The 23004-nt window shown below is 42.4% G+C and carries 23 protein-coding genes; 15 read left to right on the forward strand and 8 right to left on the reverse strand.

Annotated features, from left to right (window positions below; all coding sequences use genetic code 11):
- Window positions 1-119 precede the first annotated feature (119 nt).
- The 4 genes from NSQ16_RS07770 (at window position 120) to lepB (ending at window position 4428) form a co-directional block, all read left to right on the forward strand.
- On the forward strand, window positions 120-875 hold the full coding sequence (locus tag NSQ16_RS07770) for a DeoR/GlpR family DNA-binding transcription regulator (RefSeq protein ID WP_014476685.1): 756 nt from the start codon (window positions 120-122) through the stop codon (window positions 873-875).
- Entirely contained in the window at window positions 872-1783 is a 912-nt protein-coding gene (pfkB, locus tag NSQ16_RS07775; protein ID WP_230488531.1) for a 1-phosphofructokinase, read from the forward strand. The genes NSQ16_RS07770 and pfkB overlap by 4 nt, the downstream gene beginning before the upstream one ends.
- Before the next feature lie 14 nt (window positions 1784-1797).
- Window positions 1798-3702: a PTS fructose transporter subunit IIABC gene (locus tag NSQ16_RS07780; RefSeq protein WP_230488530.1), complete on the forward strand. Its 1905-nt coding sequence runs from the start codon at window positions 1798-1800 to the stop codon at window positions 3700-3702.
- A gap of 144 nt (window positions 3703-3846) precedes the next feature.
- Window positions 3847-4428 (forward strand): signal peptidase I, encoded by a 582-nt coding sequence (lepB, locus tag NSQ16_RS07785; protein WP_230488529.1) that lies wholly within the window; start codon window positions 3847-3849, stop codon window positions 4426-4428.
- Window positions 4429-4461: 33 nt separating this feature from the next.
- Here the strand turns inward: lepB and NSQ16_RS07790 are convergent, their stop codons facing one another.
- Window positions 4462-4731: a hypothetical protein gene (locus tag NSQ16_RS07790; RefSeq protein ID WP_003232345.1), complete on the reverse strand. Its 270-nt coding sequence runs from the start codon at window positions 4729-4731 to the stop codon at window positions 4462-4464.
- Between the two features lie 180 nt (window positions 4732-4911).
- On the opposite strand from NSQ16_RS07790, the gene NSQ16_RS07795 reads away from it, so the two are divergent.
- The gene (locus NSQ16_RS07795) at window positions 4912-6534 is read left to right on the forward strand and encodes an ATP-binding cassette domain-containing protein (RefSeq protein ID WP_029725931.1); all 1623 of its coding nucleotides are present in this window, start codon (window positions 4912-4914) and stop codon (window positions 6532-6534) included.
- A 56-nt stretch (window positions 6535-6590) separates the two neighbouring features.
- Entirely contained in the window at window positions 6591-7502 is a 912-nt protein-coding gene (locus NSQ16_RS07800; protein ID WP_144482487.1) for a ketopantoate reductase family protein, read from the forward strand.
- Window positions 7503-7535: 33 nt separating this feature from the next.
- Here NSQ16_RS07800 and NSQ16_RS07805 read toward each other — a convergent pair whose 3' ends face one another.
- From NSQ16_RS07805 to mreBH, 3 genes are all read right to left on the reverse strand, one after another.
- Window positions 7536-8768: an aminopeptidase gene (locus NSQ16_RS07805; protein ID WP_003232341.1), complete on the reverse strand. Its 1233-nt coding sequence runs from the start codon at window positions 8766-8768 to the stop codon at window positions 7536-7538.
- 108 nt (window positions 8769-8876) lie between these two features.
- A complete protein-coding gene (locus NSQ16_RS07810) occupies window positions 8877-9011 on the reverse strand; it encodes a protein YkpC (protein WP_003238865.1) in 135 nt (44 codons plus the stop codon).
- A 100-nt stretch (window positions 9012-9111) separates the two neighbouring features.
- The gene (gene mreBH / locus NSQ16_RS07815; RefSeq protein ID WP_003245743.1) at window positions 9112-10119 is read right to left on the reverse strand and encodes a cell shape-determining protein MreBH; all 1008 of its coding nucleotides are present in this window, start codon (window positions 10117-10119) and stop codon (window positions 9112-9114) included.
- Between the two features lie 283 nt (window positions 10120-10402).
- On the opposite strand from mreBH, the gene abhA reads away from it, so the two are divergent.
- The 5 genes from abhA to ade all read left to right on the forward strand — a co-directional run bounded on the left by abhA (window position 10403) and on the right by ade (window position 15617).
- Window positions 10403-10681 carry a transcriptional regulator AbhA gene (abhA, locus tag NSQ16_RS07820; RefSeq protein ID WP_003244728.1) on the forward strand — a complete coding sequence of 93 codons (279 nt, stop codon included), beginning with the start codon at window positions 10403-10405 and terminating at the stop codon, window positions 10679-10681.
- 189 nt (window positions 10682-10870) lie between these two features.
- On the forward strand, window positions 10871-12157 hold the full coding sequence (kinC, locus tag NSQ16_RS07825; RefSeq protein WP_003232333.1) for a two-component sensor histidine kinase KinC: 1287 nt from the start codon (window positions 10871-10873) through the stop codon (window positions 12155-12157).
- Window positions 12158-12172: 15 nt separating this feature from the next.
- On the forward strand, window positions 12173-13000 hold the full coding sequence (locus NSQ16_RS07830; RefSeq protein ID WP_003232330.1) for a gamma-glutamylcyclotransferase: 828 nt from the start codon (window positions 12173-12175) through the stop codon (window positions 12998-13000).
- 62 nt (window positions 13001-13062) lie between these two features.
- Window positions 13063-13728 carry a Ktr system potassium transporter KtrC gene (gene ktrC / locus NSQ16_RS07835; RefSeq protein ID WP_003222311.1) on the forward strand — a complete coding sequence of 222 codons (666 nt, stop codon included), beginning with the start codon at window positions 13063-13065 and terminating at the stop codon, window positions 13726-13728.
- 155 nt (window positions 13729-13883) lie between these two features.
- Window positions 13884-15617 carry an adenine deaminase gene (ade, locus tag NSQ16_RS07840; protein ID WP_032721495.1) on the forward strand — a complete coding sequence of 578 codons (1734 nt, stop codon included), beginning with the start codon at window positions 13884-13886 and terminating at the stop codon, window positions 15615-15617.
- Between the two features lie 33 nt (window positions 15618-15650).
- On the opposite strand, the gene rnjA is transcribed toward ade, so the two are convergent.
- Both rnjA and rnpZA read right to left on the reverse strand, forming a co-directional pair.
- Window positions 15651-17318 carry a ribonuclease J1 gene (gene rnjA, locus NSQ16_RS07845; protein WP_003245660.1) on the reverse strand — a complete coding sequence of 556 codons (1668 nt, stop codon included), beginning with the start codon at window positions 17316-17318 and terminating at the stop codon, window positions 15651-15653.
- A gap of 5 nt (window positions 17319-17323) precedes the next feature.
- Complete coding sequence (gene rnpZA, locus NSQ16_RS07850; protein ID WP_003222303.1) at window positions 17324-17533, reverse strand: RNA polymerase subunit omega 1; 210 nt, start codon at window positions 17531-17533, stop codon at window positions 17324-17326.
- Window positions 17534-17919: 386 nt separating this feature from the next.
- Between rnpZA and NSQ16_RS07855 the strand changes: the two genes are divergently transcribed.
- Window positions 17920-18693 carry a Cof-type HAD-IIB family hydrolase gene (locus NSQ16_RS07855; protein WP_015252170.1) on the forward strand — a complete coding sequence of 258 codons (774 nt, stop codon included), beginning with the start codon at window positions 17920-17922 and terminating at the stop codon, window positions 18691-18693.
- 35 nt (window positions 18694-18728) lie between these two features.
- Here NSQ16_RS07855 and def read toward each other — a convergent pair whose 3' ends face one another.
- Together def and NSQ16_RS07865 are read right to left on the reverse strand one after the other, a co-directional pair.
- Window positions 18729-19283 (reverse strand): peptide deformylase, encoded by a 555-nt coding sequence (gene def, locus NSQ16_RS07860; protein WP_339232675.1) that lies wholly within the window; start codon window positions 19281-19283, stop codon window positions 18729-18731.
- A gap of 109 nt (window positions 19284-19392) precedes the next feature.
- Window positions 19393-19551: a YjcZ family sporulation protein gene (locus NSQ16_RS07865; protein ID WP_003232317.1), complete on the reverse strand. Its 159-nt coding sequence runs from the start codon at window positions 19549-19551 to the stop codon at window positions 19393-19395.
- A 213-nt stretch (window positions 19552-19764) separates the two neighbouring features.
- Between NSQ16_RS07865 and NSQ16_RS07870 the strand changes: the two genes are divergently transcribed.
- The 3 genes from NSQ16_RS07870 (at window position 19765) to pdhB (ending at window position 22956) form a co-directional block, all read left to right on the forward strand.
- A complete protein-coding gene (locus NSQ16_RS07870; RefSeq protein ID WP_088467650.1) occupies window positions 19765-20436 on the forward strand; it encodes a YkyA family protein in 672 nt (223 codons plus the stop codon).
- A 423-nt stretch (window positions 20437-20859) separates the two neighbouring features.
- Window positions 20860-21975 carry a pyruvate dehydrogenase (acetyl-transferring) E1 component subunit alpha gene (pdhA, locus tag NSQ16_RS07875; protein ID WP_003222294.1) on the forward strand — a complete coding sequence of 372 codons (1116 nt, stop codon included), beginning with the start codon at window positions 20860-20862 and terminating at the stop codon, window positions 21973-21975.
- Between the two features lie 3 nt (window positions 21976-21978).
- Window positions 21979-22956 carry a pyruvate dehydrogenase complex E1 component subunit beta gene (pdhB, locus tag NSQ16_RS07880; RefSeq protein ID WP_014113660.1) on the forward strand — a complete coding sequence of 326 codons (978 nt, stop codon included), beginning with the start codon at window positions 21979-21981 and terminating at the stop codon, window positions 22954-22956.
- The last annotated feature ends 48 nt before the right edge of the window (window positions 22957-23004 follow it).

Below are 23004 nucleotides of genomic sequence, written 5' to 3' on the forward strand. Positions count from 1 at the left end.
ACGTGAAAGATTTTGATAGTTATTGAATGAATTTGAATGATTTTAGTTGCCTAAACCGAAAATAGCGTTTACAATGAAATTGTATTCAAAATGAATACGTTTTCATTAGGAGGTGAAGCATGCTAACTCCTGAACGGCATCAATTGATTATTGATCAAATAGAAAAGCATGATGTGGTAAAGATTCAAGAGCTTATAAATCTGACTAATGCTTCTGAATCAACAATCAGAAGAGATTTATCGACACTTGAAGAACGCGGTTTTTTAAAGCGCGTTCATGGTGGAGCGGCCAAGCTTTCTGATATCAGACTTGAACCCGATATGCTTGAAAAATCATCCAAAAACCTTCACGATAAACTGAAGATTGCTGAAAAAGCAGCTTCTCTTTTAGAAGAAGGGGATTGCATTTACCTTGATGCAGGCACGACGACATTGCACATGATTGATTTTATGGATAAAACCAAAGATATTGTCGTTGTCACAAACGGGGTAATGCATATCGATGCATTAATAAGGAAAGAAATTTCTTTTTATCTGCTTGGAGGATACGTAAAGCACAGAACGGGCGCGATTATTGGAGGCGCTTCATTGATTGCCATGGACCAGTACAGATTTGACAAGAGTTTTCTGGGGACAAACGGTGTCCATACAGAGGCTGGATTTACAACGCCGGACCCTGATGAGGCCCTTTTAAAACAGAAAGCGATCAAACAGGCAAAACACGCTTACGTCTTAGCAGACCCTTCGAAGTTCGGAGAAATTTCATTTTCGGCATTCGCCGGAATAGGCGACGCAACAATCATTACGACTGACGCTGAAGAGCTTACATTCGATAATTACCAAGAAAAAACTGTCGTAAAGGTAGTGAAACCATGATTTACACTGTAACACTTAATCCATCTGTCGATTATATAGTTCACGTTGAAGATTTTACTGTAGGAGGCCTGAACCGTTCTTCGTATGATACCAAGTATCCAGGGGGCAAAGGCATCAACGTATCGAGACTGCTGAAAAGACACCATGTGGCGTCTAAAGCGCTCGGATTCGTCGGCGGATTTACCGGAGAATATATCAAAACATTTTTACGGGAAGAAAACCTGGAAACAGCTTTTTCTGAAGTAAAAGGGGATACCCGTATCAATGTAAAGCTGAAAACGGGTGATGAAACTGAAATTAACGGGCAGGGACCGACAATTTCGGATGAAGATTTCAAAGCCTTTTTAGAACAGTTCCAATCTTTGCAAGAGGGAGATATCGTCGTTCTTGCAGGAAGCATTCCATCTTCACTCCCTCACGATACTTATGAAAAAATCGCAGAGGCCTGCAAACAGCAGAACGCACGAGTTGTTCTGGATATCTCAGGCGAGGCTCTTTTGAAAGCAACAGAAATGAAACCATTTTTGATGAAGCCAAATCATCATGAGCTTGGAGAAATGTTCGGCACGGCCATTACATCTGTTGAGGAAGCCGTTCCTTATGGGAAAAAGCTTGTAGAACAAGGCGCTGAACATGTAATCGTATCAATGGCCGGAGACGGAGCGCTTCTGTTTACGAACGAAGCTGTTTATTTTGCTAACGTGCCAAAGGGGAAATTGGTAAACTCAGTCGGAGCAGGGGATTCCGTTGTTGCAGGTTTCCTTGCCGGAATTTCCAAACAGCTGCCGCTTGAAGAAGCATTCCGCTTAGGAGTTACTTCAGGCAGTGCTACCGCGTTCTCTGAAGAACTTGGAACAGAAGAATTTGTCCACCAGCTTCTTCCTGAAGTTAAGGTCACACGTCTATAGAGGAGGAAACACAAGTGAAAATAACTGAGCTTTTAACGAAGCATACGATAAAGCTTAATATTGAGAGCAAAGAAAAAGAAAATGTTATTGACGAAATGGTCACTGTTCTTGATAAGGCTGGAAAGTTAAATGACCGACAAGTCTATAAAGAAGCCATTTTAAATCGCGAAAGCCAAAGCTCCACGGGTATCGGTGAAGGAATCGCTATCCCCCATGCGAAAACGGCAAGCGTTATCAACCCGGCGATCGCGTTCGGACGTTCAAAAGACGGCGTCGATTATGAATCATTAGACGGCCAGCCGGCTCACTTAGTGTTCATGATCGCGGCGACTGAAGGCGCAAACAACACTCACCTTGAAGCATTGTCAAGACTTTCAACGCTGTTAATGCGTGAAGAAATCCGTAAGCAGCTCCTTGAAGCTGAGTCTGAAGATGCCATCATCGACATTATTAATCAGCACGATAAAGATGATGACGAAGAGGAAGAAGAAGAAGCGGCACCAGCACCTGCCGGAAAAGGGAAAATTTTAGCGGTTACTGCATGCCCGACAGGTATTGCCCATACATTCATGGCTGCTGATGCCCTTAAAGAAAAAGCGAAAGAGCTTGGTGTGGAAATTAAGGTCGAAACAAATGGGTCAAGCGGCATTAAGCACAAGCTCACTGCCCAAGAAATCGAAGATGCACCTGCAATCATTGTCGCAGCGGACAAGCAGGTTGAAATGGAACGTTTTAAAGGCAAGCGCGTACTTCAAGTTCCTGTAACGGCGGGTATCAGACGTCCGCAAGAGCTTATCGAAAAAGCGATGAATCAAGATGCGCCGATTTATCAAGGCAGCGGCGGCGGTTCGGCAGCTTCAAACGACGATGAAGAAGCGAGGGGCAAGACTGGAAGCGGTATCGGAAACGCGTTTTATAAGCACCTGATGAGCGGTGTCAGCAACATGCTTCCGTTCGTAGTCGGCGGCGGTATTCTCGTTGCGATTTCATTCTTCTGGGGAATTCACTCTGCTGATCCGAATGATCCTAGCTACAACACGTTTGCAGCAGCATTAAACTTTATCGGCGGCGACAATGCATTAAAACTGATTGTTGCAGTTCTGGCCGGTTTCATTGCGATGAGTATTGCAGATCGTCCTGGTTTTGCGCCTGGTATGGTCGGAGGATTTATGGCAACTCAAGCGAATGCTGGATTCTTAGGCGGCTTAATTGCCGGATTCCTTGCCGGTTATGTCGTGATTTTACTGAAGAAAGTATTTACGTTTATCCCTCAGTCACTTGATGGATTAAAACCTGTTTTGATTTACCCGCTGTTCGGTATTTTTATCACTGGCGTATTAATGCAATTTGTCGTTAATACACCTGTAGCGGCATTTATGAATTTCTTAACAAACTGGCTTGAAAGCCTTGGTACTGGAAACCTTGTGTTAATGGGTATTATCTTGGGCGGCATGATGGCGATCGATATGGGCGGCCCGCTTAATAAAGCAGCCTTTACGTTCGGTATCGCCATGATCGATGCAGGCAACTATGCGCCTCATGCAGCAATCATGGCCGGCGGTATGGTTCCTCCGCTTGGTATCGCACTTGCAACAACCATTTTCAGAAACAAATTCACTCAGCGTGACCGTGAAGCTGGTATTACATGCTATTTCATGGGAGCTGCTTTCGTAACAGAGGGAGCGATCCCATTTGCTGCGGCTGATCCGCTTCGCGTCATACCAGCTGCTGTAGTCGGTGCAGCTGTTGCCGGCGGATTAACTGAATTCTTCCGAGTAACGCTTCCGGCCCCTCATGGAGGAGTATTCGTAGCTTTCATTACAAACCATCCGATGCTTTACCTTTTAAGTATCGTGATCGGTGCTGTCGTGATGGCAATTATCCTCGGTATCGTCAAAAAACCTGTTACAGAAAAGTAAGAAAAAAAGCGTCCTTGGTTCGAAAGGACGCTTTTTCTTATCCGGCCGGCAGGGAGCGCGGTTAAGTTATGTATTTTATTCTTTTTTATGATAAAGTAAAAGAAGAGAAACAACTGACATAGCAATTGTCTAGGAGGAAACACTTTGACCGAGGAAAAAAATACGAATACTGAGAAAACGGCGAAGAAAAAAACCAATACGTACCTGGAATGGGGTAAAGCGATTGTCATCGCTGTTCTGCTGGCTCTCATGATCCGTCACTTTTTGTTTGAACCGTATTTAGTTGAAGGTTCATCTATGTATCCCACATTACATGACGGAGAAAGGCTGTTTGTGAATAAAACAGTCAACTATATCGGCGAGCTGAAGCGCGGAGATATCGTTATTATCAACGGTGAAACTTCTAAAATCCATTATGTAAAAAGATTGATCGGAAAGCCTGGAGAAACCGTTCAAATGAAGGATGACACGCTTTATATAAACGGTAAAAAAGTAGCCGAGCCTTACTTGTCTAAAAACAAGAAGGAAGCAGAAAAACTTGGTGTCAGTCTGACAGGAGACTTTGGACCGGTTAAGGTTCCGAAAGGCAAATACTTTGTCATGGGAGATAACCGGCTGAATTCTATGGACAGCCGAAACGGGCTGGGACTGATCGCGGAAGATCGAATTGTCGGCACATCGAAGTTTGTCTTTTTCCCGTTTAACGAAATGCGTCAAACAAAATAAAAACGCCTTGCTGGCCTAGGACAGCAGGCGTTTTTATTTTGAAAAAGAAGCGACCAATGCAATGCATAAAACCGTGATGAACACTGAACCGATAATAGCCAGCACACTGAAGAAAAGGTGAACCTGTTTGTTCTCTTTTCCGCGCTTTTCTAAAAGCCGTTTAGAAAAAATGTGCGAAAATATGTAAATAAGGGCTATGCCTATATATAAGCCGATATCTTTGGCGGTAAAGCCTGTTACGGCAAGGTAAAAGCCCGTAAAAAAGATCAGTAAGCAATATTCAGTAAGTGTTAAAAGCCTCAACGTGTTCCTCCATGAGAGTGTGTAATTTTCCGAGCGGATGCATTCTCTCTCTTTAATTGTAACACAGCTGGCTGGTTTGGGTGTATAAGTGTTTTCTCTCTGTTTTATCAGGGAATCATTTCTCTTGCCCTGCTTTCATGGTATACTTTTATTGATGATAGACATGATGGAGGATAATAAATGATTGCTGTAAATAATGTAAGCTTGCGGTTTGCGGATCGCAAGTTATTTGAAGATGTTAATATTAAATTTACCCCAGGCAACTGCTATGGGTTAATTGGTGCAAACGGTGCCGGTAAATCAACGTTTCTAAAGGTGCTGTCAGGCGAAATCGAGCCTCAGACAGGCGACGTGCATATGAGTCCTGGCGAGCGTCTTGCCGTCTTGAAGCAGAACCATTTTGAGTACGAAGAGTATGAAGTGCTGAAAGTGGTCATTATGGGCCACAAACGCCTGTATGAAGTCATGCAGGAGAAAGACGCTATTTACATGAAGCCTGATTTCTCAGATGAGGATGGGATTCGTGCTGCTGAGCTAGAAGGTGAATTCGCGGAACTGAACGGTTGGGAAGCGGAAAGTGAAGCTGCGATCCTGTTAAAAGGCCTTGGTATCTCAGAAGATCTGCACACAAAAAAGATGGCAGACCTCGGCGGTTCGGAGAAGGTAAAAGTTCTCTTGGCACAGGCATTATTCGGCAAGCCGGATGTTCTGCTCCTCGATGAGCCGACGAACCACTTGGACCTTCAGGCAATCCAGTGGCTTGAAGAGTTTCTGATTAACTTTGAAAACACAGTTATTGTCGTATCCCATGACCGCCACTTCTTAAATAAAGTATGTACGCACATTGCCGACCTTGATTTTAACAAAATTCAAATCTATGTCGGAAACTATGATTTCTGGTACGAGTCAAGCCAGCTGGCGTTAAAGCTTTCTCAAGAAGCGAACAAGAAAAAAGAAGAGCAGATTAAACAGCTTCAAGAGTTTGTCGCTAGATTCAGCGCCAATGCGTCTAAATCTAAGCAGGCTACATCAAGAAAGAAACTTCTCGAAAAAATCACGCTGGATGATATTAAACCGTCTTCCCGCCGCTATCCTTATGTTAACTTCACGCCGGAACGGGAAATCGGAAATGATGTTCTTCGCGTGGAAGGCTTAACAAAAACAATCGATGGCGTAAAAGTGCTTGACAATGTCAGCTTTATTATGAGTCGAGAAGATAAAATTGCTTTCACTGGCCGAAACGAACTTGCTGTTACTACGCTGTTTAAAATCATTTCCGGGGAAATGGAAGCTGACAGCGGAACGTTTAAATGGGGTGTTACCACATCTCAAGCGTATTTTCCAAAAGACAACAGCGAATATTTCGAAGGCAGTGATCTGAACCTTGTAGACTGGCTTCGCCAATATTCTCCGCACGACCAAAGTGAGAGCTTTTTACGCGGTTTCTTAGGACGCATGCTGTTCTCTGGAGAAGAAGTCCACAAAAAAGCAAATGTACTTTCCGGGGGAGAAAAGGTCCGCTGTATGCTGTCGAAAGCGATGCTTTCTGGCGCCAATATTTTAATTTTGGATGAGCCGACTAACCATTTAGACCTAGAGTCCATTACAGCGCTCAATAACGGCTTAATCAGCTTTAAAGGCGCTATGCTGTTTACTTCCCATGACCATCAGTTTGTGCAGACCATTGCCAACAGAATTATAGAAATTACACCTAACGGCATCGTCGATAAGCAAATGAGCTATGACGAGTTCCTTGAAAATGCTGATGTGCAGAAAAAATTGACTGAACTATACGCGGAATAAAAAAGCAGAGATTTCTCTGCTTTTTTTGATACCTAAATATGAAAGGAGATCACAACATGAAATTTTTAGTTGTCGGAGCAGGTGGAGTAGGCGGGTATATTGGCGCACGGCTTTCGGAGAAAGGAAATGATGTGACATTTCTTGTGCGCCAAAAAAGAGCTGAGCAGCTGAAAAAAACCGGGCTTGTCATCCATAGTGAAAAAGGGAATGTATCATTTCAGCCCGAACTAATCAGTGTCGGAGAAACAGGGCAATTTGATGTCGTTATCATTGCTTCTAAAGCATACTCACTTGGTCAAGTGATAGAGGATGTCAAACCATTTATCCATCAGGAATCTGTCATTATCCCTTTCTTAAACGGGTACCGCCACTATGAGCAGCTATTTGCGGCATTTTCAAAAGAACAGGTGCTGGGCGGCCTGTGTTTTATAGAAAGTGCTTTAGACAACAAAGGAGAAATTCATCATACGAGCACATCGCATCGTTTTGTATTTGGAGAATGGAACGGCGAGCGTACGGAGCGGATAAGAGCGCTTGAAGAGGCATTTTCAGGTGTGAAGGCTGAAGTCATCATTAGCGGGCATATCGAGAAGGACATTTGGAAAAAGTATCTCTTTATTGCAGCGCAAGCGGGGATCACAACGTTATTTCAACGACCGCTTGGCCCAATCCTCGCCACAGAAGCCGGACGTCACACGGCCCAAACTCTTATTGGGGAAATTTGCGCTGTTTTACGAAAAGAAGGTGTTCCGGCTGATCCGGATCTTGAGGAAGAGAGCTTTCGTACGATGACCAGCATGTCTTACCATATGAAGTCCTCCATGCTTCGGGATATGGAAAACGGCCAAACGACTGAAGGAGACCACCTGCATGGATTTTTGCTTGAAAAAGCAAAACGTTTATCTCTCGCTGCACCAGTATTAGAAACCGTTTATGCGAATCTGCAAATGTATGAAGCAGAAAAATAAAAAAAGGAGGCGGAAAAGCCTCCTTTTATTTACTTAAAAAGCCCAATTTCCGTTTCTGAAGATAGGCTCTCTTTTCCCGTCTGCCGTAATTCCGTCAATATTCATATCCTTAGAACCGATCATAAAGTCCACGTGTGTAATGCTTTCATTTAGGCCTTCTTTGACAAGCTCTTCACGAGACATCTGCTTTCCGCCTTCAATATTAAAGGCATAGGCGCTTCCGATCGCCAAATGATTTGACGCGTTTTCATCAAACAGCGTGTTATAGAAAAGAATGTTTGATTGTGATATAGGTGAATCGTAAGGAACAAGTGCCACTTCACCTAAATAGTGAGAACCTTCATCTGTTTCCACCAGTTCTTTTAAAATATCCTCACCTTTTTCAGCTTTAATGTCGACTATACGGCCATTTTCAAACGTCAGGGTGAAATTTTCAATAATATTTCCGCCGTAGCTTAATGGTTTTGTGCTTGATACCACTCCGTCAACCCCGTCTTTTTGCGGCAGCGTGAATACTTCTTCTGTCGGCATATTGGCCATAAACTCATGGCCGCTTTCATTCACGCTTCCCGCACCTGCCCAAACATGCTTCCTAGGCAGCTTAATTGTTAAATCAGTTCCTTCAGCTTGATAATGTAAGGCAGCGTAATGTCTCTCGTTCAAATGGTCAACTTTTTCATGAAGATTTTGGTCATGATTGATCCACGCCTGAACCGGGTTGTCTTCATTTACGCGCGTCGCTTTAAAAATTTCTTCCCACAGAAGGTGGATCGCTTCCTCCTCTGATTTGCCAGGAAACACCTTGTGAGCCCAGCCTGCTGATGCCGCACCTACGACAGTCCAGCTGACTTTGTCTGATTGAATATATTGTCTGTATGTATGTAATGCTTTGCCTGCTGCTTTTTGGAATGCCGCAATCCGTTTGGAATCTATACCTTTTAGCAAGTCTGGGTTTGACGACACAACAGAAATGAAAGCAGCTCCATTTTTGGCAAGCTCTTCTCTGCCTTTTGCTTCCCATTCAGGATATTCTTCAAATGCTTCAAACGGCGCAAGTTCGTATTTTAATTTGGCGACTTCGTCATCCTGCCAATTCACGGTGACGTTTTTTGCGCCCTTTTCATATGCGTGTTTTACAATTAAACGGACAAAATCCCGGACGTCTGTTGAAGCATTTACGACTACATACTGGCCTTTTTGGACATTAACGCCGACTTCTACCGCCAGCTGTGCATATGTATTTAATTTCTGTGAAAATGAATCCATGAATCATTCCTCCAAGCTTTTTTCTCATCATATCAAATATGATCCTATAAAGGAAAGAAGGAGCCCAAAGTGAAAAACCCAAAACGACACGTCTTGGGTTTTTCAATATTATGGATGATTCAGTTTTACAGTGCCGCCTGCAGGCGAATGAGGCATATTTGCCAAAGAAATGCTCATGCCTCCAAGAATAATTCCGCTTAAAATGGCTGCGATCGCTACTCTTCTTCCTAAATCTCTTAGCATCTGTTTCCTCCTTAACGTTTCTCCATTTCCCACAATATGAAGGAAGTGAGGAAAAAAGAAGCAAGAAATTTGCCGCGTGTGAGAATTTTGCGGGTAAAGACTATTTAATTGCCTTTTGCAGCTTATCAATCACTTCTAAAGAACGGCCTGTGCCGATTGCTACAGATTCAAGCGGGTTTTGCGCCACGTGTACAGGCACGACAATCTCTTCTGTGAGCCATTCTTTAATTCCATTAAGGAGCGCGCCGCCGCCTGTTAAAATAACGCCGCGATCAACAATATCTCCGCTCAATTCAGGCGGACAGTCCTCAAGTGTCGCTCTGATGGCTTCAAGAATATGCAGGAGGGATTCACGCATTGCATCTTGAATTTCGTTGGATTGAAGCATAATGGTTTTTGGAAGACCTGTCACGAGGTCGCGTCCCCGAATTTCCATTGCCTCTGGTATATGTTCAATCAGAGCATGGCCAATTTCCATTTTTACCTGCTCAGCTGTGCGTTCGCCGATCAGCAAATTGTATTTTTTACGGACGAAAGAAACGATATCCTCATCAAGCTGGTCTCCGCCGATCCTGATAGAATGGCAGGAAACAACGCCACCGAAGGAAATAATAGCGACCTCTGTCGTCCCTCCGCCGATATCTACTACCACATTGGCAACCGGCTCATCGACCGGTAAATCCGCTCCGATGGCGGCTGCAACTGGCTCTTCGATTAAATGAACGTTTTTCGCGCCGCAATTTTTCACCGCATCACTGATGGCGCGGCGTTCTACTGCTGTTGAGCCTGATGGTGTGCAAACGACTACGTTCGGTTTTCTGAACGACATGCCGATGCTTTTTGCTGCTTTTTTCATAATGTGCTTTAGCAGGTCAGTTGTCATATCATAGTCTGCGATCACGCCATCTTTCATCGGTCTGACAGCGACAATTTTTCCCGGTGTTTTACCGATCATGTTTTTCGCGTCAGCTCCGATTGCAAGCACTGCTTTTGTCGTCGTATCCACTGCGACAACAGATGGTTCATTTAGGATAATCCCTTTATTTTTGCTGTAAACAAGTATATTAGCTGTTCCTAAGTCAATCCCGATTTCAGTTGATTGAAACATGTTTTCACCCAATCTCTATCCTAATTTAATATGATTCTACATTTAAAGTTTCTCAGAAATACTGCGATTTTTGGGGGTGTGCGTCGGTAAAGAAATGTTTTTGTAAAAAATCAAGGAACTGTGTAACAGAAGTAATACATTTTTCGGTTTTATGGAAAAAATATCTTGTAATTCTTATAGAAAGCGGGAAACTTTTTCAAAGTTTCATTCGTCTACGATATATTGAGGTACATCCTTAAAACATTACATGAGAAAAGAAACATTTAAAGGAAGAAGGGTTTTTATGAAATCAATAGGTGTTGTGAGAAAAGTAGATGAATTAGGCCGCATTGTCATGCCGATTGAGTTGAGACGGGCATTGGATATTGCCATAAAAGACAGCATTGAGTTTTTTGTTGACGGAGATAAAATTATCTTGAAAAAGTACAAACCTCATGGCGTTTGTTTAATGACTGGAGAAATCACTTCAGAAAATAAAGAATACGGCAACGGTAAAATTACGCTAAGCCCTGAGGGTGCACAGCTGCTTCTCGAAGAAATTCAAGCCGCTTTAAAAGAATAAAATTATGCTAAAAAAGGCGGAGCGATATCATCTCCGCCTTTTTTGCGTGCCAATTTTTGATTACCGCCGCCTAAGATAAGACATCAAGATATTTGGTAATGAATGATTTGGGATACTTTACATATTTTACTCAATTATTTGTCGAAGAATGGTACAATAAGTAGAGAAACACAAGCGGCAGGTGGTCATATGAGAAAATATCAAGCTCGTATCATTTCCATCATTTTGGCAATGATTTTTATAATGTTTTGGGATTATTTATTTTATTTTATAGGCAAAAACCCGATTAATTGGCCTGTTGATATTGTGTATACTGCAGTCACGCTGGTAAGTGTCTGGATGTTGGCTTATTATATTGATGAGAAACAGCAGCTGGTTAAGAAAATGAAGGATAACGAATGGAAGTATAAACAGCTTTCTGAAGAAAAAAACCGCATCATGGATAATTTGCAGGAAATCGTATTTCAAACAAATGCAAAAGGCGAAATTACATATTTAAACCAAGCGTGGGCATCTATAACCGGGTTTTCAATCAGTGAATGTATGGGAACAATGTATAACGATTACTTCATAAAAGAAAAGCACGTAGCCGACCACATTAACACCCAAATCCAAAACAAAGCGTCTTCTGGCATGTTTACGGCAAAATACGTGACAAAGAACGGCACGATTTTTTGGGGAGAAGTTCATTATAAACTTTACTATGACCGGGATGACCAATTTACAGGCAGCCTGGGTACAATGTCAGATATCACTGAGCGGAAAGAGGCTGAAGATGAGCTCATTGAGATTAATGAACGGCTGGCGAGGGAATCCCAGAAACTATCAATCACAAGTGAACTTGCCGCAGGTATTGCTCATGAGGTCAGAAACCCTTTAACATCTGTCAGCGGTTTCCTCCAGATTATGAAAACACAATATCCGGACAGAAAAGACTATTTTGACATCATCTTTTCAGAGATTAAAAGAATCGATTTAGTGCTCAGCGAGCTGCTGCTGCTTGCAAAACCGCAGGCAATCACATTTAAAACACACCAGCTTAATGAGATCTTGAAACAAGTCACGACATTGCTTGATACCAATGCCATTCTGTCCAATATCGTCATAGAGAAAAATTTCAAAGAGACAGATGGCTGTATGATTAATGGAGACGAAAATCAGCTGAAGCAGGTCTTTATCAACATCATTAAAAACGGAATTGAGGCAATGCCAAAGGGCGGTGTCGTCACCATTTCAACTGCTAAAACCGCCTCTCATGCAGTGATAAGCGTAAAGGATGAAGGAAACGGCATGCCGCAGGAAAAGCTGAAGCAGATTGGCAAACCTTTTTATTCAACAAAAGAAAAGGGCACTGGACTGGGACTTCCCATTTGTTTGAGAATCCTGAAGGAACATGACGGGGAATTGAAAATCGAAAGTGAAGCTGGAAAAGGCAGCGTCTTTCAAGTGGTTTTGCCTTTAAAATCAGACAGCTGAGAGGAGAAAAATAAAGTGAACTCGCTTCTGTTTGTATACGGGACATTAAGAAAGCATGAAAAAAACCATCATTTGCTGGCACAATCGGCATGTATCAATGAGCAGGCGAGAACAAAGGGAAGTTTGTTTGCTGCAAAAGAGGAGCCCACAGCTGTTTTAAATAGTGAAGGCTATATATACGGCGAAGTATATGAAGCAGATGAATTGTGTATACATAAGCTCGATCAATTTTTTCAAGGATATCATAAACAAACGGTGTTTGTAGAAACGGATGTCGGGATTAAAAATGCGCTTATTTATTTTATGAACAAAGACGGGTGTGCCGGTTTTACGAAAATAAGCAGCGGCGACTGGAAAGAACATCAGATGATCAGCAAATCGAAAAATCCCATTTATTATTTTGCCTACGGATCATGCATGGATAATGCCCGCTTTCAAAAAGCGGGAGTCGATCACTATTTTCAAGATCCAGTAGGAAGAGGTGTTTTAAAAGGATACACAACTCGCTTCACGCTAAAAAGGGATGACGGTTCAAGAGCGGACATGTTGGAAGACGGAGGAACAACAGAAGGCGTTTTATACCGTATTCCTTATTCTGCTCTCTCCTATCTATATAAAAGGGAGGGTGTCGAATCTCTTACGTATCGGCCGGCATTTGTAGACGTTGAAGCTGGCGGAAGGCACTACAAAGACTGCTTAACCTTTCTCGTCCTCCAAAAAGAAGCGGAAATTGCCCCGCCTCAGCACTATCAGATTGAAATCGAACGCGGAGCGGAGCTGTATTTGTCGCCTGAGTTTACTGAAAAGCTCAAGCGGCATATGAATTCGCTGCCAAAAGGATAACACTGTAACAAAAGAATATGATAAAATTTGATCAATATCATGTCATATAAAGGAGCACCACGATGAAAAAAGAATTTGCGGTAATTGGGCTGGGCCGTTTTGGTGGCAGTATTTGCAAAGCATTAAGCGAAGAAGGCGTCGAGGTTATGGCAATGGATATCGATGAAGATAAAGTCAACGAGTATGCCAAGATTGCATCTCACGCAGTTATCGGTGATTCGACAGACGAATCTGTCCTGAAAAATTTAGGCCTGCGAAATTTTGACCACGTTATTGTAGCAATCGGGGAAAATATTCAAGCGAGTATTTTAACGACACTCATTCTGAAAGAACTTGGCGTCCATACGATTACAGTTAAAGCGCAGAACGATTATCACGAAAAAGTGCTGTCTAAAATTGGCGCGGATCACATCGTCCACCCAGAACGCGATATGGCAAAACGAATTGCGCATAATATCGTGTCCAACAATGTACTTGACTATTTGGAGCTGTCTGAAGAGCATAGTCTTGTTGAAATCGTAGCTAACAGCCGCCTGGCTGGAAATACACTTCTCGATTTAGATATTCGCGCAAAATACGGTATTAATATCGTAGCCATAAAAAGGGGCAAGGAAGTCATCGTATCACCGCTTGCAACCGAAGTCATCCACCAAGAAGATATACTCATTGTTATTGGATCAGTTACAGACATCTCCCGTTTTGAAAAAAGAGTTCTTCATACTAAATAGCAGTCAAATAAGCCGTCCTCAAAGGGCGGTTTTTCGTATTATCAGAATATAACAACTTTAATGAACTGAGCGCCAATTTCTTAAAATTTCATTGACTAAGCACAGGCGTTCCGATAGCATATTGTACCATATAATAAAAAAGAGGAGGGGCCTATTTGAATAAAGAAGCGCTAGTCAATAGGCTGAATGCTTCAGCCAAAAGACAAAAAGCTGATATCGTCATTAGGAACGGAAAAATCATGGACGTATATAATCAAGAATGGATATATGAAGATATTGCGATTACAGATGGAGTTATTGTAGGCCTCGGTGAGTATGAAGGTGAAAATACCATTGATGCAGAGGGACAAATGATTGTTCCGGGTTTTATTGATGGACATGTACATATTGAGTCGTCAATGGTTACACCGATTGAGTTCGCTAAAGCAGTGTTGCCTCATGGCGTGACGACGGTTGTTACAGATCCGCATGAGATCGCGAATGTGTCTGGTGAAAAAGGGATTGTGTTTATGCTTGAACAAGCTCAGCATACACCGCTGAATATCCATTTTATGCTTCCTTCCAGTGTGCCTGCCGCAAGTTTTGAGCGATCAGGCGCAATTCTCAAAGCTGCCGATCTCAAGCCTTTTTATGAAGAAGAAGAAGTATTAGGGCTGGCTGAAGTTATGGATTATGTGTCGGTTCAGCAGGCTGAAGAAGACATGGTTCAGAAACTGCTCGATGCCCGTGTGGCAGGAAAACGGATAGACGGTCATTTAGCTGGTTTATCAACAGACCTCATTAACATTTACAGAACCGCCTTTGTCTTAAACGACCATGAAGTAACATCGAAGGAAGAAGCCCTTGATCGTATCAGAAGAGGCATGTATGTCATGATGCGTGAAGGATCAGTCGCCAAAAACACGCTCAATGTGCTGCCGGCGGTAAATGAAAAGAACGCACGCCGGTTCTTTTTCTGTACGGATGATAAGCATGTGGATGATTTATTGTCAGAGGGAAGTGTAAACCATCAGGTGAAAATGGCGATTCAAGCCGGACTTGATCCGTTTTTAGCCTATCAATTAGGAAGCCTCAATGCGGCCGAATGCTACGGATTAGATACAAAGGGAGCGATTGCCCCGGGTTTTGACGCTGATTTGCTCTTTGTATCTGATCTGGAAAATGTCACTGTCACAATGACGATGGTAAAAGGGCAGACTGTTGCTGAAGACAGCAAAGCGGTCTATCAGGATCATGCTTCAACTGCAGCACCAGATCAGGCACTGCTTGATTCTGTTAAGCTTGCTGCTCCTCTTAACAAACAGGATTTTCATATGCCAATCGATTCAGAGCAGCAAATCAATGTCATTCAAATCATACCAAATCAGCTTGAAACACGATTAGTACAAGTTCCGGCTCCTGTTGCCCGCGAATTTGAGCCTGACACTGAGTTTGATTTGTTAAAGATTGCAGTTGTCGAGCGGCATAAAGGATTAAAAGAAACCGGACTTGGTGTTGTGAAAGGTTTTGGATTCAAGAGCGGAGCGATTGCCACAACCATTTCACACGACTCCCATAATATTATTGCTGTCGGAACGAATGATGAGGATATCGCGGCGGCAGTTAATAAGCTGCAGGAAATTGGCGGAGGATTAACGATTATAAAAAATGGGGAAGAGCTCCATTCAGTACCGTTGCCGATTGCAGGGTTATTATCCGACCAATCTGCAGAGCAAGTGAATCAAAGCTTGCTGACGCTTCATGATAAATTGCCGTTAATCGGTTTCACAGGCGGATTTAATCCATTTTTGACATTGTCGTTTTTAGCTTTGCCTGTCATTCCTGATATTAAAATGACGACTACGGGATTATTCGATGTAAAATCATTTCAACACATATCACTGCAATAAAAAGAGGCACTCCCTTAGGGAGTGCCTCTTTTTTTAAACCTCCATAATGATCGGCAGGATCATTGGACGGCGCTTTGTTTTTTCGTACAAGAAAGGTGCAAGCGTGTCTGTAATCTCGTTTTTGATTTCAGACCATTGAGTCGTTTTTCGTTCCATTACTTTTTGTAAGTGATTTGAAATGAGCTCTTGAGCGTCGTTGATCAAGTCGCCAGATTCTCTCATGTACACAAATCCTCTGGAAATCAAATCTGGGCCCGCTGAAATCTTGAAGTCGTCCATGTCAATGCTGACAACAACGATGACAAGTCCTTCTTCAGAGAGAATTCTGCGATCACGAAGTACGATATTGCCAATATCACCGATACCGCTTCCGTCAATGTACACTGAACCGGACGGGATTTTTCCTGCAACTGAAGCCTCATCGCCTTTAAGCGCTAATACTTCACCATTATCCATGATAAAGCAGTTTTCCTCTGGGATGCCACAATCTGTTGCAAGTTTGACATGCATCTTTTGCATTCTGTACTCACCATGAATCGGCATGAAGAATTTAGGTTTGATTAAACGAAGCATCAGCTTCTGTTCTTCCTGTCCGCCGTGACCGGATGTATGGATATCGTTAAGAGGGCCATGAATAACCTCAGCACCCGCACGATACAGCTGGTTGATTGTTCGACTCACGCTGATTGTGTTGCCTGGGATAGGGGATGAAGAAAATACGACTGTATCCCCAGGATTGATTGAAATTTGGCGGTGTGTGCCGTTTGCAATTCTTGATAACGCCGCCATTGGTTCTCCTTGGCTTCCTGTACATAAAATTGTTACTTTATTAGCAGGCATACGATTGATTTCGTTATGCTCAATAAACGTATTTTTAGGACAGTTAATATAACCGAGTGTCTGTCCAATTTCGATAGCCGATTCCATACTGCGTCCAAATACGGCAACTTTTCTTCCATTTTGTACAGCAGCTTCAATTACCTGCTGCAAGCGGTGAATATTCGACGCAAATGTAGCGAAGATAATTCGGCCGTCCACCTTGCGGAAAATGTCATGAATGCTTTCTCCTACACGGCGCTCAGACATGGTAAACTCCGGATTTTCACTGTTTGTGCTGTCTGAAAGAAGGCACAAAACGCCTTCTTTACCGATTTCGGCCATTTTCGTTAAGTTTGCCGGCTCGCCGACTGGAGTAAAGTCGAATTTAAAATCCCCAGTATGTACGATGTTTCCGGGCGGCGTTTTTACAACAATGCCGTAGGAATCCGGAATACTGTGTGTTGTTCTGAAGAATGACACAGCCGTTTTGCGGAACTTTACAATATCATCCTCGCCGATAATGTTCAGTTTCGTCTGTCTTAATAATCCATGCTCTTCAAGTTTATTCCGAAGTAAGCCGATCGCGAGTTTTCCGCCGTATACAGGAATATTCACTTGTCTGAGCAGGTATGGAATACCGCCGATGTGGTCTTCGTGCCCGTGGGTGATAAAAAGCCCTTTAATTTTATCTTCGTTTTTGACTAAATACGTATAATCAGGGATGACGTAGTCAATTCCGAGCAGTTCGTCCTCGGGAAACTTGATCCCCGCATCAATCAGTACAATTTCATCCTGGAATTGCACCGCGTACGTATTTTTACCGATTTCGCCCAAACCTCCGAGGGCAAAAACAGCAGTCTGATCATTTTTTACAAATTTCATACCGCTCATAACTCCAATACTTTAAAATTTTCGCTCTGTTGTTCATATTCTAAGAATGCACCATCAACAGGTGTAATAAACTCAATATTAAATTTCTTTTCTTTCAGCTTTGTTCTGACGTCACGCTCAGATACGCCTTCAATATAAAGTGAATCTGTCTTTTCCCGAACAGGTACTTCGTCAGCCTTCTCTTGATAAAATACCTTATAAATCATTCCAAATCTCTCCTTAAATGCCGTATGTTAGACTCGCTCATTCTATTATATTCGAAAACGGAATATAAGGAAAGCCTTGAGCAAAATAAGGATCTCTCAAAAAGTGAAAGATCCCTTGTCAGGCAATTGCTTTCTTACGGAGCATTCCGTTCCATTGTCTTCTGAGTTTCTTTCTTAATTTACGCAGCATTAGCCAGTCCCTCCTTTAAATGAAAAATTTGTCCCAGAGTTCTTTTATACAAATAGTATACGGAGATTGAGGAAGACTTTTCGTGGTTATTAATGGAATTTAATATGATTTTTGAACGAAATTGTTTGCTGAATGACAATCTTTTTGTATGATGAGGGTGGGAATTGCAGACCAAGACGATAAAGGGGAAGTTGCGATGGATTCTAAATTAATCTTTTTTGATATTGACGGCACAATATATGATCATGATAAGAATATACCGGAAAGTACGAGAAAAACCGTGGCGGAGCTGCAGCGCCAAGGGCATCATGTGTTTATTGCCAGCGGCCGGTCTCCATTTTTGGTTAAGCCGATTTTGGAGGAGCTGGGCATCCACTCATTTATTTCCTACAATGGACAGTTTGTTGTCTTTGAAAATCAAGTGATTTATAAAAATCCGCTGCCTGAAGATGCAATCAGACGATTATTAAAGCAGGCGGATGAAGGCAAGCATCCTGTTGTGTTTATGGCCGAGGACACGATGAAAGCGACTGTTGCGGATCACCCTCATGTTCTCGAGGGAATCGGCAGCCTTAAAACCGATTACCCAGAGACCGATGACCTTTTTTATGAAGGAAAAGAAATTTTTCAGCTTCTTTTATTTTGTCAGGATGAAGAAGAAAAAGCTTATGCCGCTTTTCCTGAGTTTGATCTAGTTCGCTGGCATGAGCTATCGACTGATGTTCTGCCGCACGGAGGTTCGAAGGCAGAAGGAATCAAAAAAGTGATTGAGCGTCTTCCGTTTGATATCGGCGATACATATGCTTTCGGCGACGGATTAAATGATTTGCAAATGATTGAATATGTTGGGACAGGCGTTGCTATGGGAAATGCTGTTCCCGAACTGAAAGAAATAGCGGACTTTGTAACAAAACCGGTGGACGAGGATGGAATTGCATACGCTGTCAAAGAATTGGGCCTTTTAAAATAAAGAAGCGGCTGGCATTGTGCCAGCCGCTTTTTCTATTAGCGCTCAATTGCGATTGCATTTTCAGGTTCTTTGAAAGGATTTTCCTTATCAATATGATCATAGAACATAACGCCGTTCAAATGATCGATCTCATGCTGAAACACAATAGCCGGAAATCCTTTTAAACGAATATCAATATTTTCGCCTTCTAGTGTTGTTCCTTTTACTCTGATGCGAGAATAGCGGGGAACATAACCGGGAATCGCTTCATCCACAGAGAGGCAGCCCTCGCCGCTTGTTAAGTAGCTTTTTTCAACTGAATGGCTGATGATCTTAGGATTAAACAGAGCATAGCTGTATAATTTACCGGAAGCATCTTCCGCATGAACGGCGATCATTCGTTTTTTGATATTAATTTGAGGAGCTGCGAGCCCTACGCCAGGGCGTAGCTTGTATTTTTCGGCTAATTCAGGATTTTGGCTGTTTTTAACAAATTCGATCATGTCGGCCAGCTGCTGTTTTTCTGCATCAGTTGGAGGCAGCTCAACAGGTTCGGCAGTCTCTCTGAGGGCTGGATGGCCGTCACGTACGATGTTTTCCATAGTAATCAAGAAACTTCACTCCTAAAGCTTAATATGTAAATTATATCGGATTTCTTCACAAAGGTGCAACGAAACGAATGACCAGCCGTATATGGCTGGTCAATTTCATGCTGTGTGGTTAGCAACAGCCTCCGCCTAAATAAGCAGCTCCGACAATGATTAACAGAATGAATAAAACAACGATTAGCGCAAAGGTGCGGCCGTAGCCATATCCGCAGCCACCATATCCGTAACCACCATAACTGCAGCAGCCTCCGCCGTAACCATATCCATACATATTACATAACCTCCTCTTTTAATTACGCCAGAGCCTTTATAAGTAGGCATAGCGTCTAATATAACCTATGTAAAAACAAAAAAATTGTATGGTCATCTGTCCTGATTTTTCACTTTTTTGATTTAATTTCAGTATTGCATTAATACAGCACGACTATTGCCAAATGTCCCCATGGATTCTATAGTAGAAATTGTCAAGATTGGGGGATTTAACGTGAAATACGCAATAAAACGGCGGCCTGGAATGAAGATCGGAGCTTTTTGTGCCATGGCACTGATATTAACAGGATGCATGGGACAGGACCCGGTTGATTCACTTCATCATTCATTAGAAAAAGCCGCGGAATCGGAAAAGCCGTTTCAAGAAGAACAAAACACACTCAAAGAATTAGAGGCCAAAGAAAATCAGCTTTACGATAGTGTTATGAAGCTCAATATGGATGATTATAAAAAAATTGTTGCTTTATCTAATAAGGCGCTTGAAAATGTCAGCAAGCGCGAAGAACACCTAAAGCTTGAAAATGACAGCATGAAAAAATCGGAAACAGAATTTGAGGAAGCAAAAACGTCAGCGGAACATATTAAGGAAAAAGACATAAAAGAAAAGGCCGATGCCGCAGCAAACCATATGGAGAAAAGATATACATCATATGGCACTATGTATAAAGAGTATAAAAAAGCGCTTGAGCTTAATAAAAAACTGTATATGCAGCTGAAAGACAAAGATTTGACAAGAGATGATCTGGATCAGCAGATCGATAAAGTCAATGCTTCTTATGAAAAGATCCTTAAATATAGCGGAGAATTTAATGAACAAACCGAAAAATATAATAAAGCCCGGGAAGATTTATATGATGCTGCAGGCTATCGTGTGAAAAAGAGCTGACTCGATCAGCTCTTTTTTTGAATGAAATGCGATTCGGATTTCGTTCAAAATTTTCATTTCTATTGTAGTACAGCATAGTAAGGTATACTAGTACAGTTTTGGGTGCGGTTGGCATCTGTTTTTTTGATGAAAATGTAAAGCGAATACATTTATTGAAAATCAGCGATGAAAACGATTGACGGTTCTTCTTTATTTGGTGTAAACTAATCCATGTTAAGCGGTGTTGTATTAGTTTTTTACAACTTCGAAATAATACAGTTCAAAGCAGAGTGTAACTATCCTACATAAAAGGTTTTGGCAAACTGGGGATCGGCTAAAATATAATACGACTTACTGCTGATACTTTAGGGTACCCTAAGTTTGTATGTATAAAAGGAATGCACGTCTAATGACTGTTTAAAAGAAAGGAAGAGGTGACTTAGTATGGCTGCAAAAACGAAAAAAGCTATCGTTGACAGTAAGAAGCAATTTGATGCCATTAAAAAGCAGTTCGAAACGTTCCAAATTTTAAATGAAAAGGGAGAAGTCGTGAATGAAGCGGCGATGCCTGATTTAACTGATGATCAATTAAAAGAGCTAATGCGCCGCATGGTATTTACGCGTGTGCTTGACCAACGCTCTATCTCATTAAACCGTCAAGGACGTCTCGGATTTTACGCTCCTACTGCGGGTCAAGAAGCTTCTCAGATTGCAACGCATTTCGCGCTTGAAAAAGAAGACTTTGTTCTTCCTGGATACCGTGATGTGCCTCAGTTAATTTGGCACGGCCTTCCATTATATCAAGCGTTTCTTTTCTCTCGCGGACATTTCAGAGGAAACCAAATGCCTGATGATGTGAATGCCCTTTCTCCACAAATCATTATCGGTGCTCAATACATTCAAACTGCCGGTGTTGCGCTAGGTCTTAAAAAACGCGGTAAGAAAGCTGTCGCAATCACTTACACTGGTGACGGCGGAGCTTCTCAAGGGGACTTCTACGAAGGAATTAACTTTGCCGGAGCTTATAAAGCACCTGCAATCTTCGTGGTGCAAAACAACCGTTACGCGATTTCAACTCCTGTTGAAAAACAATCTGCAGCTGAAACAATTGCACAAAAAGCTGTAGCTGCCGGTATTGTCGGCGTACAAGTAGACGGAATGGATCCGCTTGCTGTATATGCAGCAACTGCTGAAGCACGCGAGCGTGCAATCAACGGCGAAGGTCCAACACTAATTGAAACACTTACATTCCGTTATGGCCCGCACACAATGGCTGGTGACGATCCTACTAAATATCGTACAAAAGAAATCGAAAATGAGTGGGAACAAAAAGATCCGCTTGTACGTTTCCGTGCGTTCCTTGAAAACAAAGGCTTATGGTCTGAAGAAGAAGAAGCAAAAGTAATTGAGGATGCGAAAGAAGAAATTAAGCAAGCGATCAAAAAAGCTGATGCTGAACCGAAGCAAAAAGTAACTGATTTAATGAAAATCATGTACGAAAAAATGCCTCACAACCTTGAGGAGCAATTTGAAATTTATACACAGAAGGAGTCGAAGTAAGCCATGGCGCAAATGACAATGATTCAAGCAATCACGGATGCGTTACGCACAGAACTGAAAAATGACGAAAATGTCTTAGTTTTCGGAGAAGACGTTGGTGTAAACGGCGGCGTATTCCGTGCGACAGAAGGATTGCAAAAAGAATTCGGTGAAGACCGTGTGTTTGACACGCCACTTGCTGAATCTGGTATCGGCGGTCTTGCCCTTGGTTTAGGCTTAAACGGCTTCCGTCCGGTAATGGAAATCCAATTCTTCGGATTTGTTTATGAAGTAATGGATTCAGTTTCTGGCCAAATGGCTCGTATGCGCTACCGTTCTGGCGGACGCTGGACTTCACCTGTAACAATTCGTTCTCCATTCGGCGGCGGTGTTCATACTCCTGAACTTCACGCTGACAGCTTGGAAGGTCTTGTTGCACAACAGCCTGGTATCAAAGTTGTTATTCCATCAACTCCTTACGATGCCAAAGGACTTTTAATTTCTGCGATCAGAGACAATGATCCTGTTGTCTTCTTAGAGCATATGAAGCTTTACCGTTCTTTCCGTCAGGAAGTTCCTGAAGAAGAATACACAATTGAGCTTGGAAAAGCTGACGTGAAACGTGAAGGTACTGATCTTTCAATCATCACTTACGGCGCAATGGTTCATGAATCATTAAAAGCTGCTGAGGAGCTTGAAAAAGACGGCATTTCTGCTGAAGTTGTCGACCTTCGTACAGTAAGCCCACTTGATATCGATACAATTATCGCTTCTGTAGAAAAAACAGGACGCGCGATTGTTGTTCAAGAGGCACAAAAACAAGCCGGTATTGCTGCAAACGTAGTAGCAGAAATTAATGACCGTGCGATCCTGAGCTTGGAAGCACCTGTACTTCGCGTTGCAGCGCCAGATACAGTATTTCCTTTCTCTCAAGCGGAGAGCGTATGGCTTCCAAACCATAAAGACGTTCTTGAAACAGCAAGAAAAGTGCTTGAATTTTAATCAAACTGCATAATCGAGAGGGAAGATGAACGTTTTCCCTCTATTATA

It is taken from the genome of Bacillus sp. PS108, assembly GCF_037963335.1.
Classification (GTDB): domain Bacteria; phylum Bacillota; class Bacilli; order Bacillales; family Bacillaceae; genus Bacillus; species Bacillus subtilis.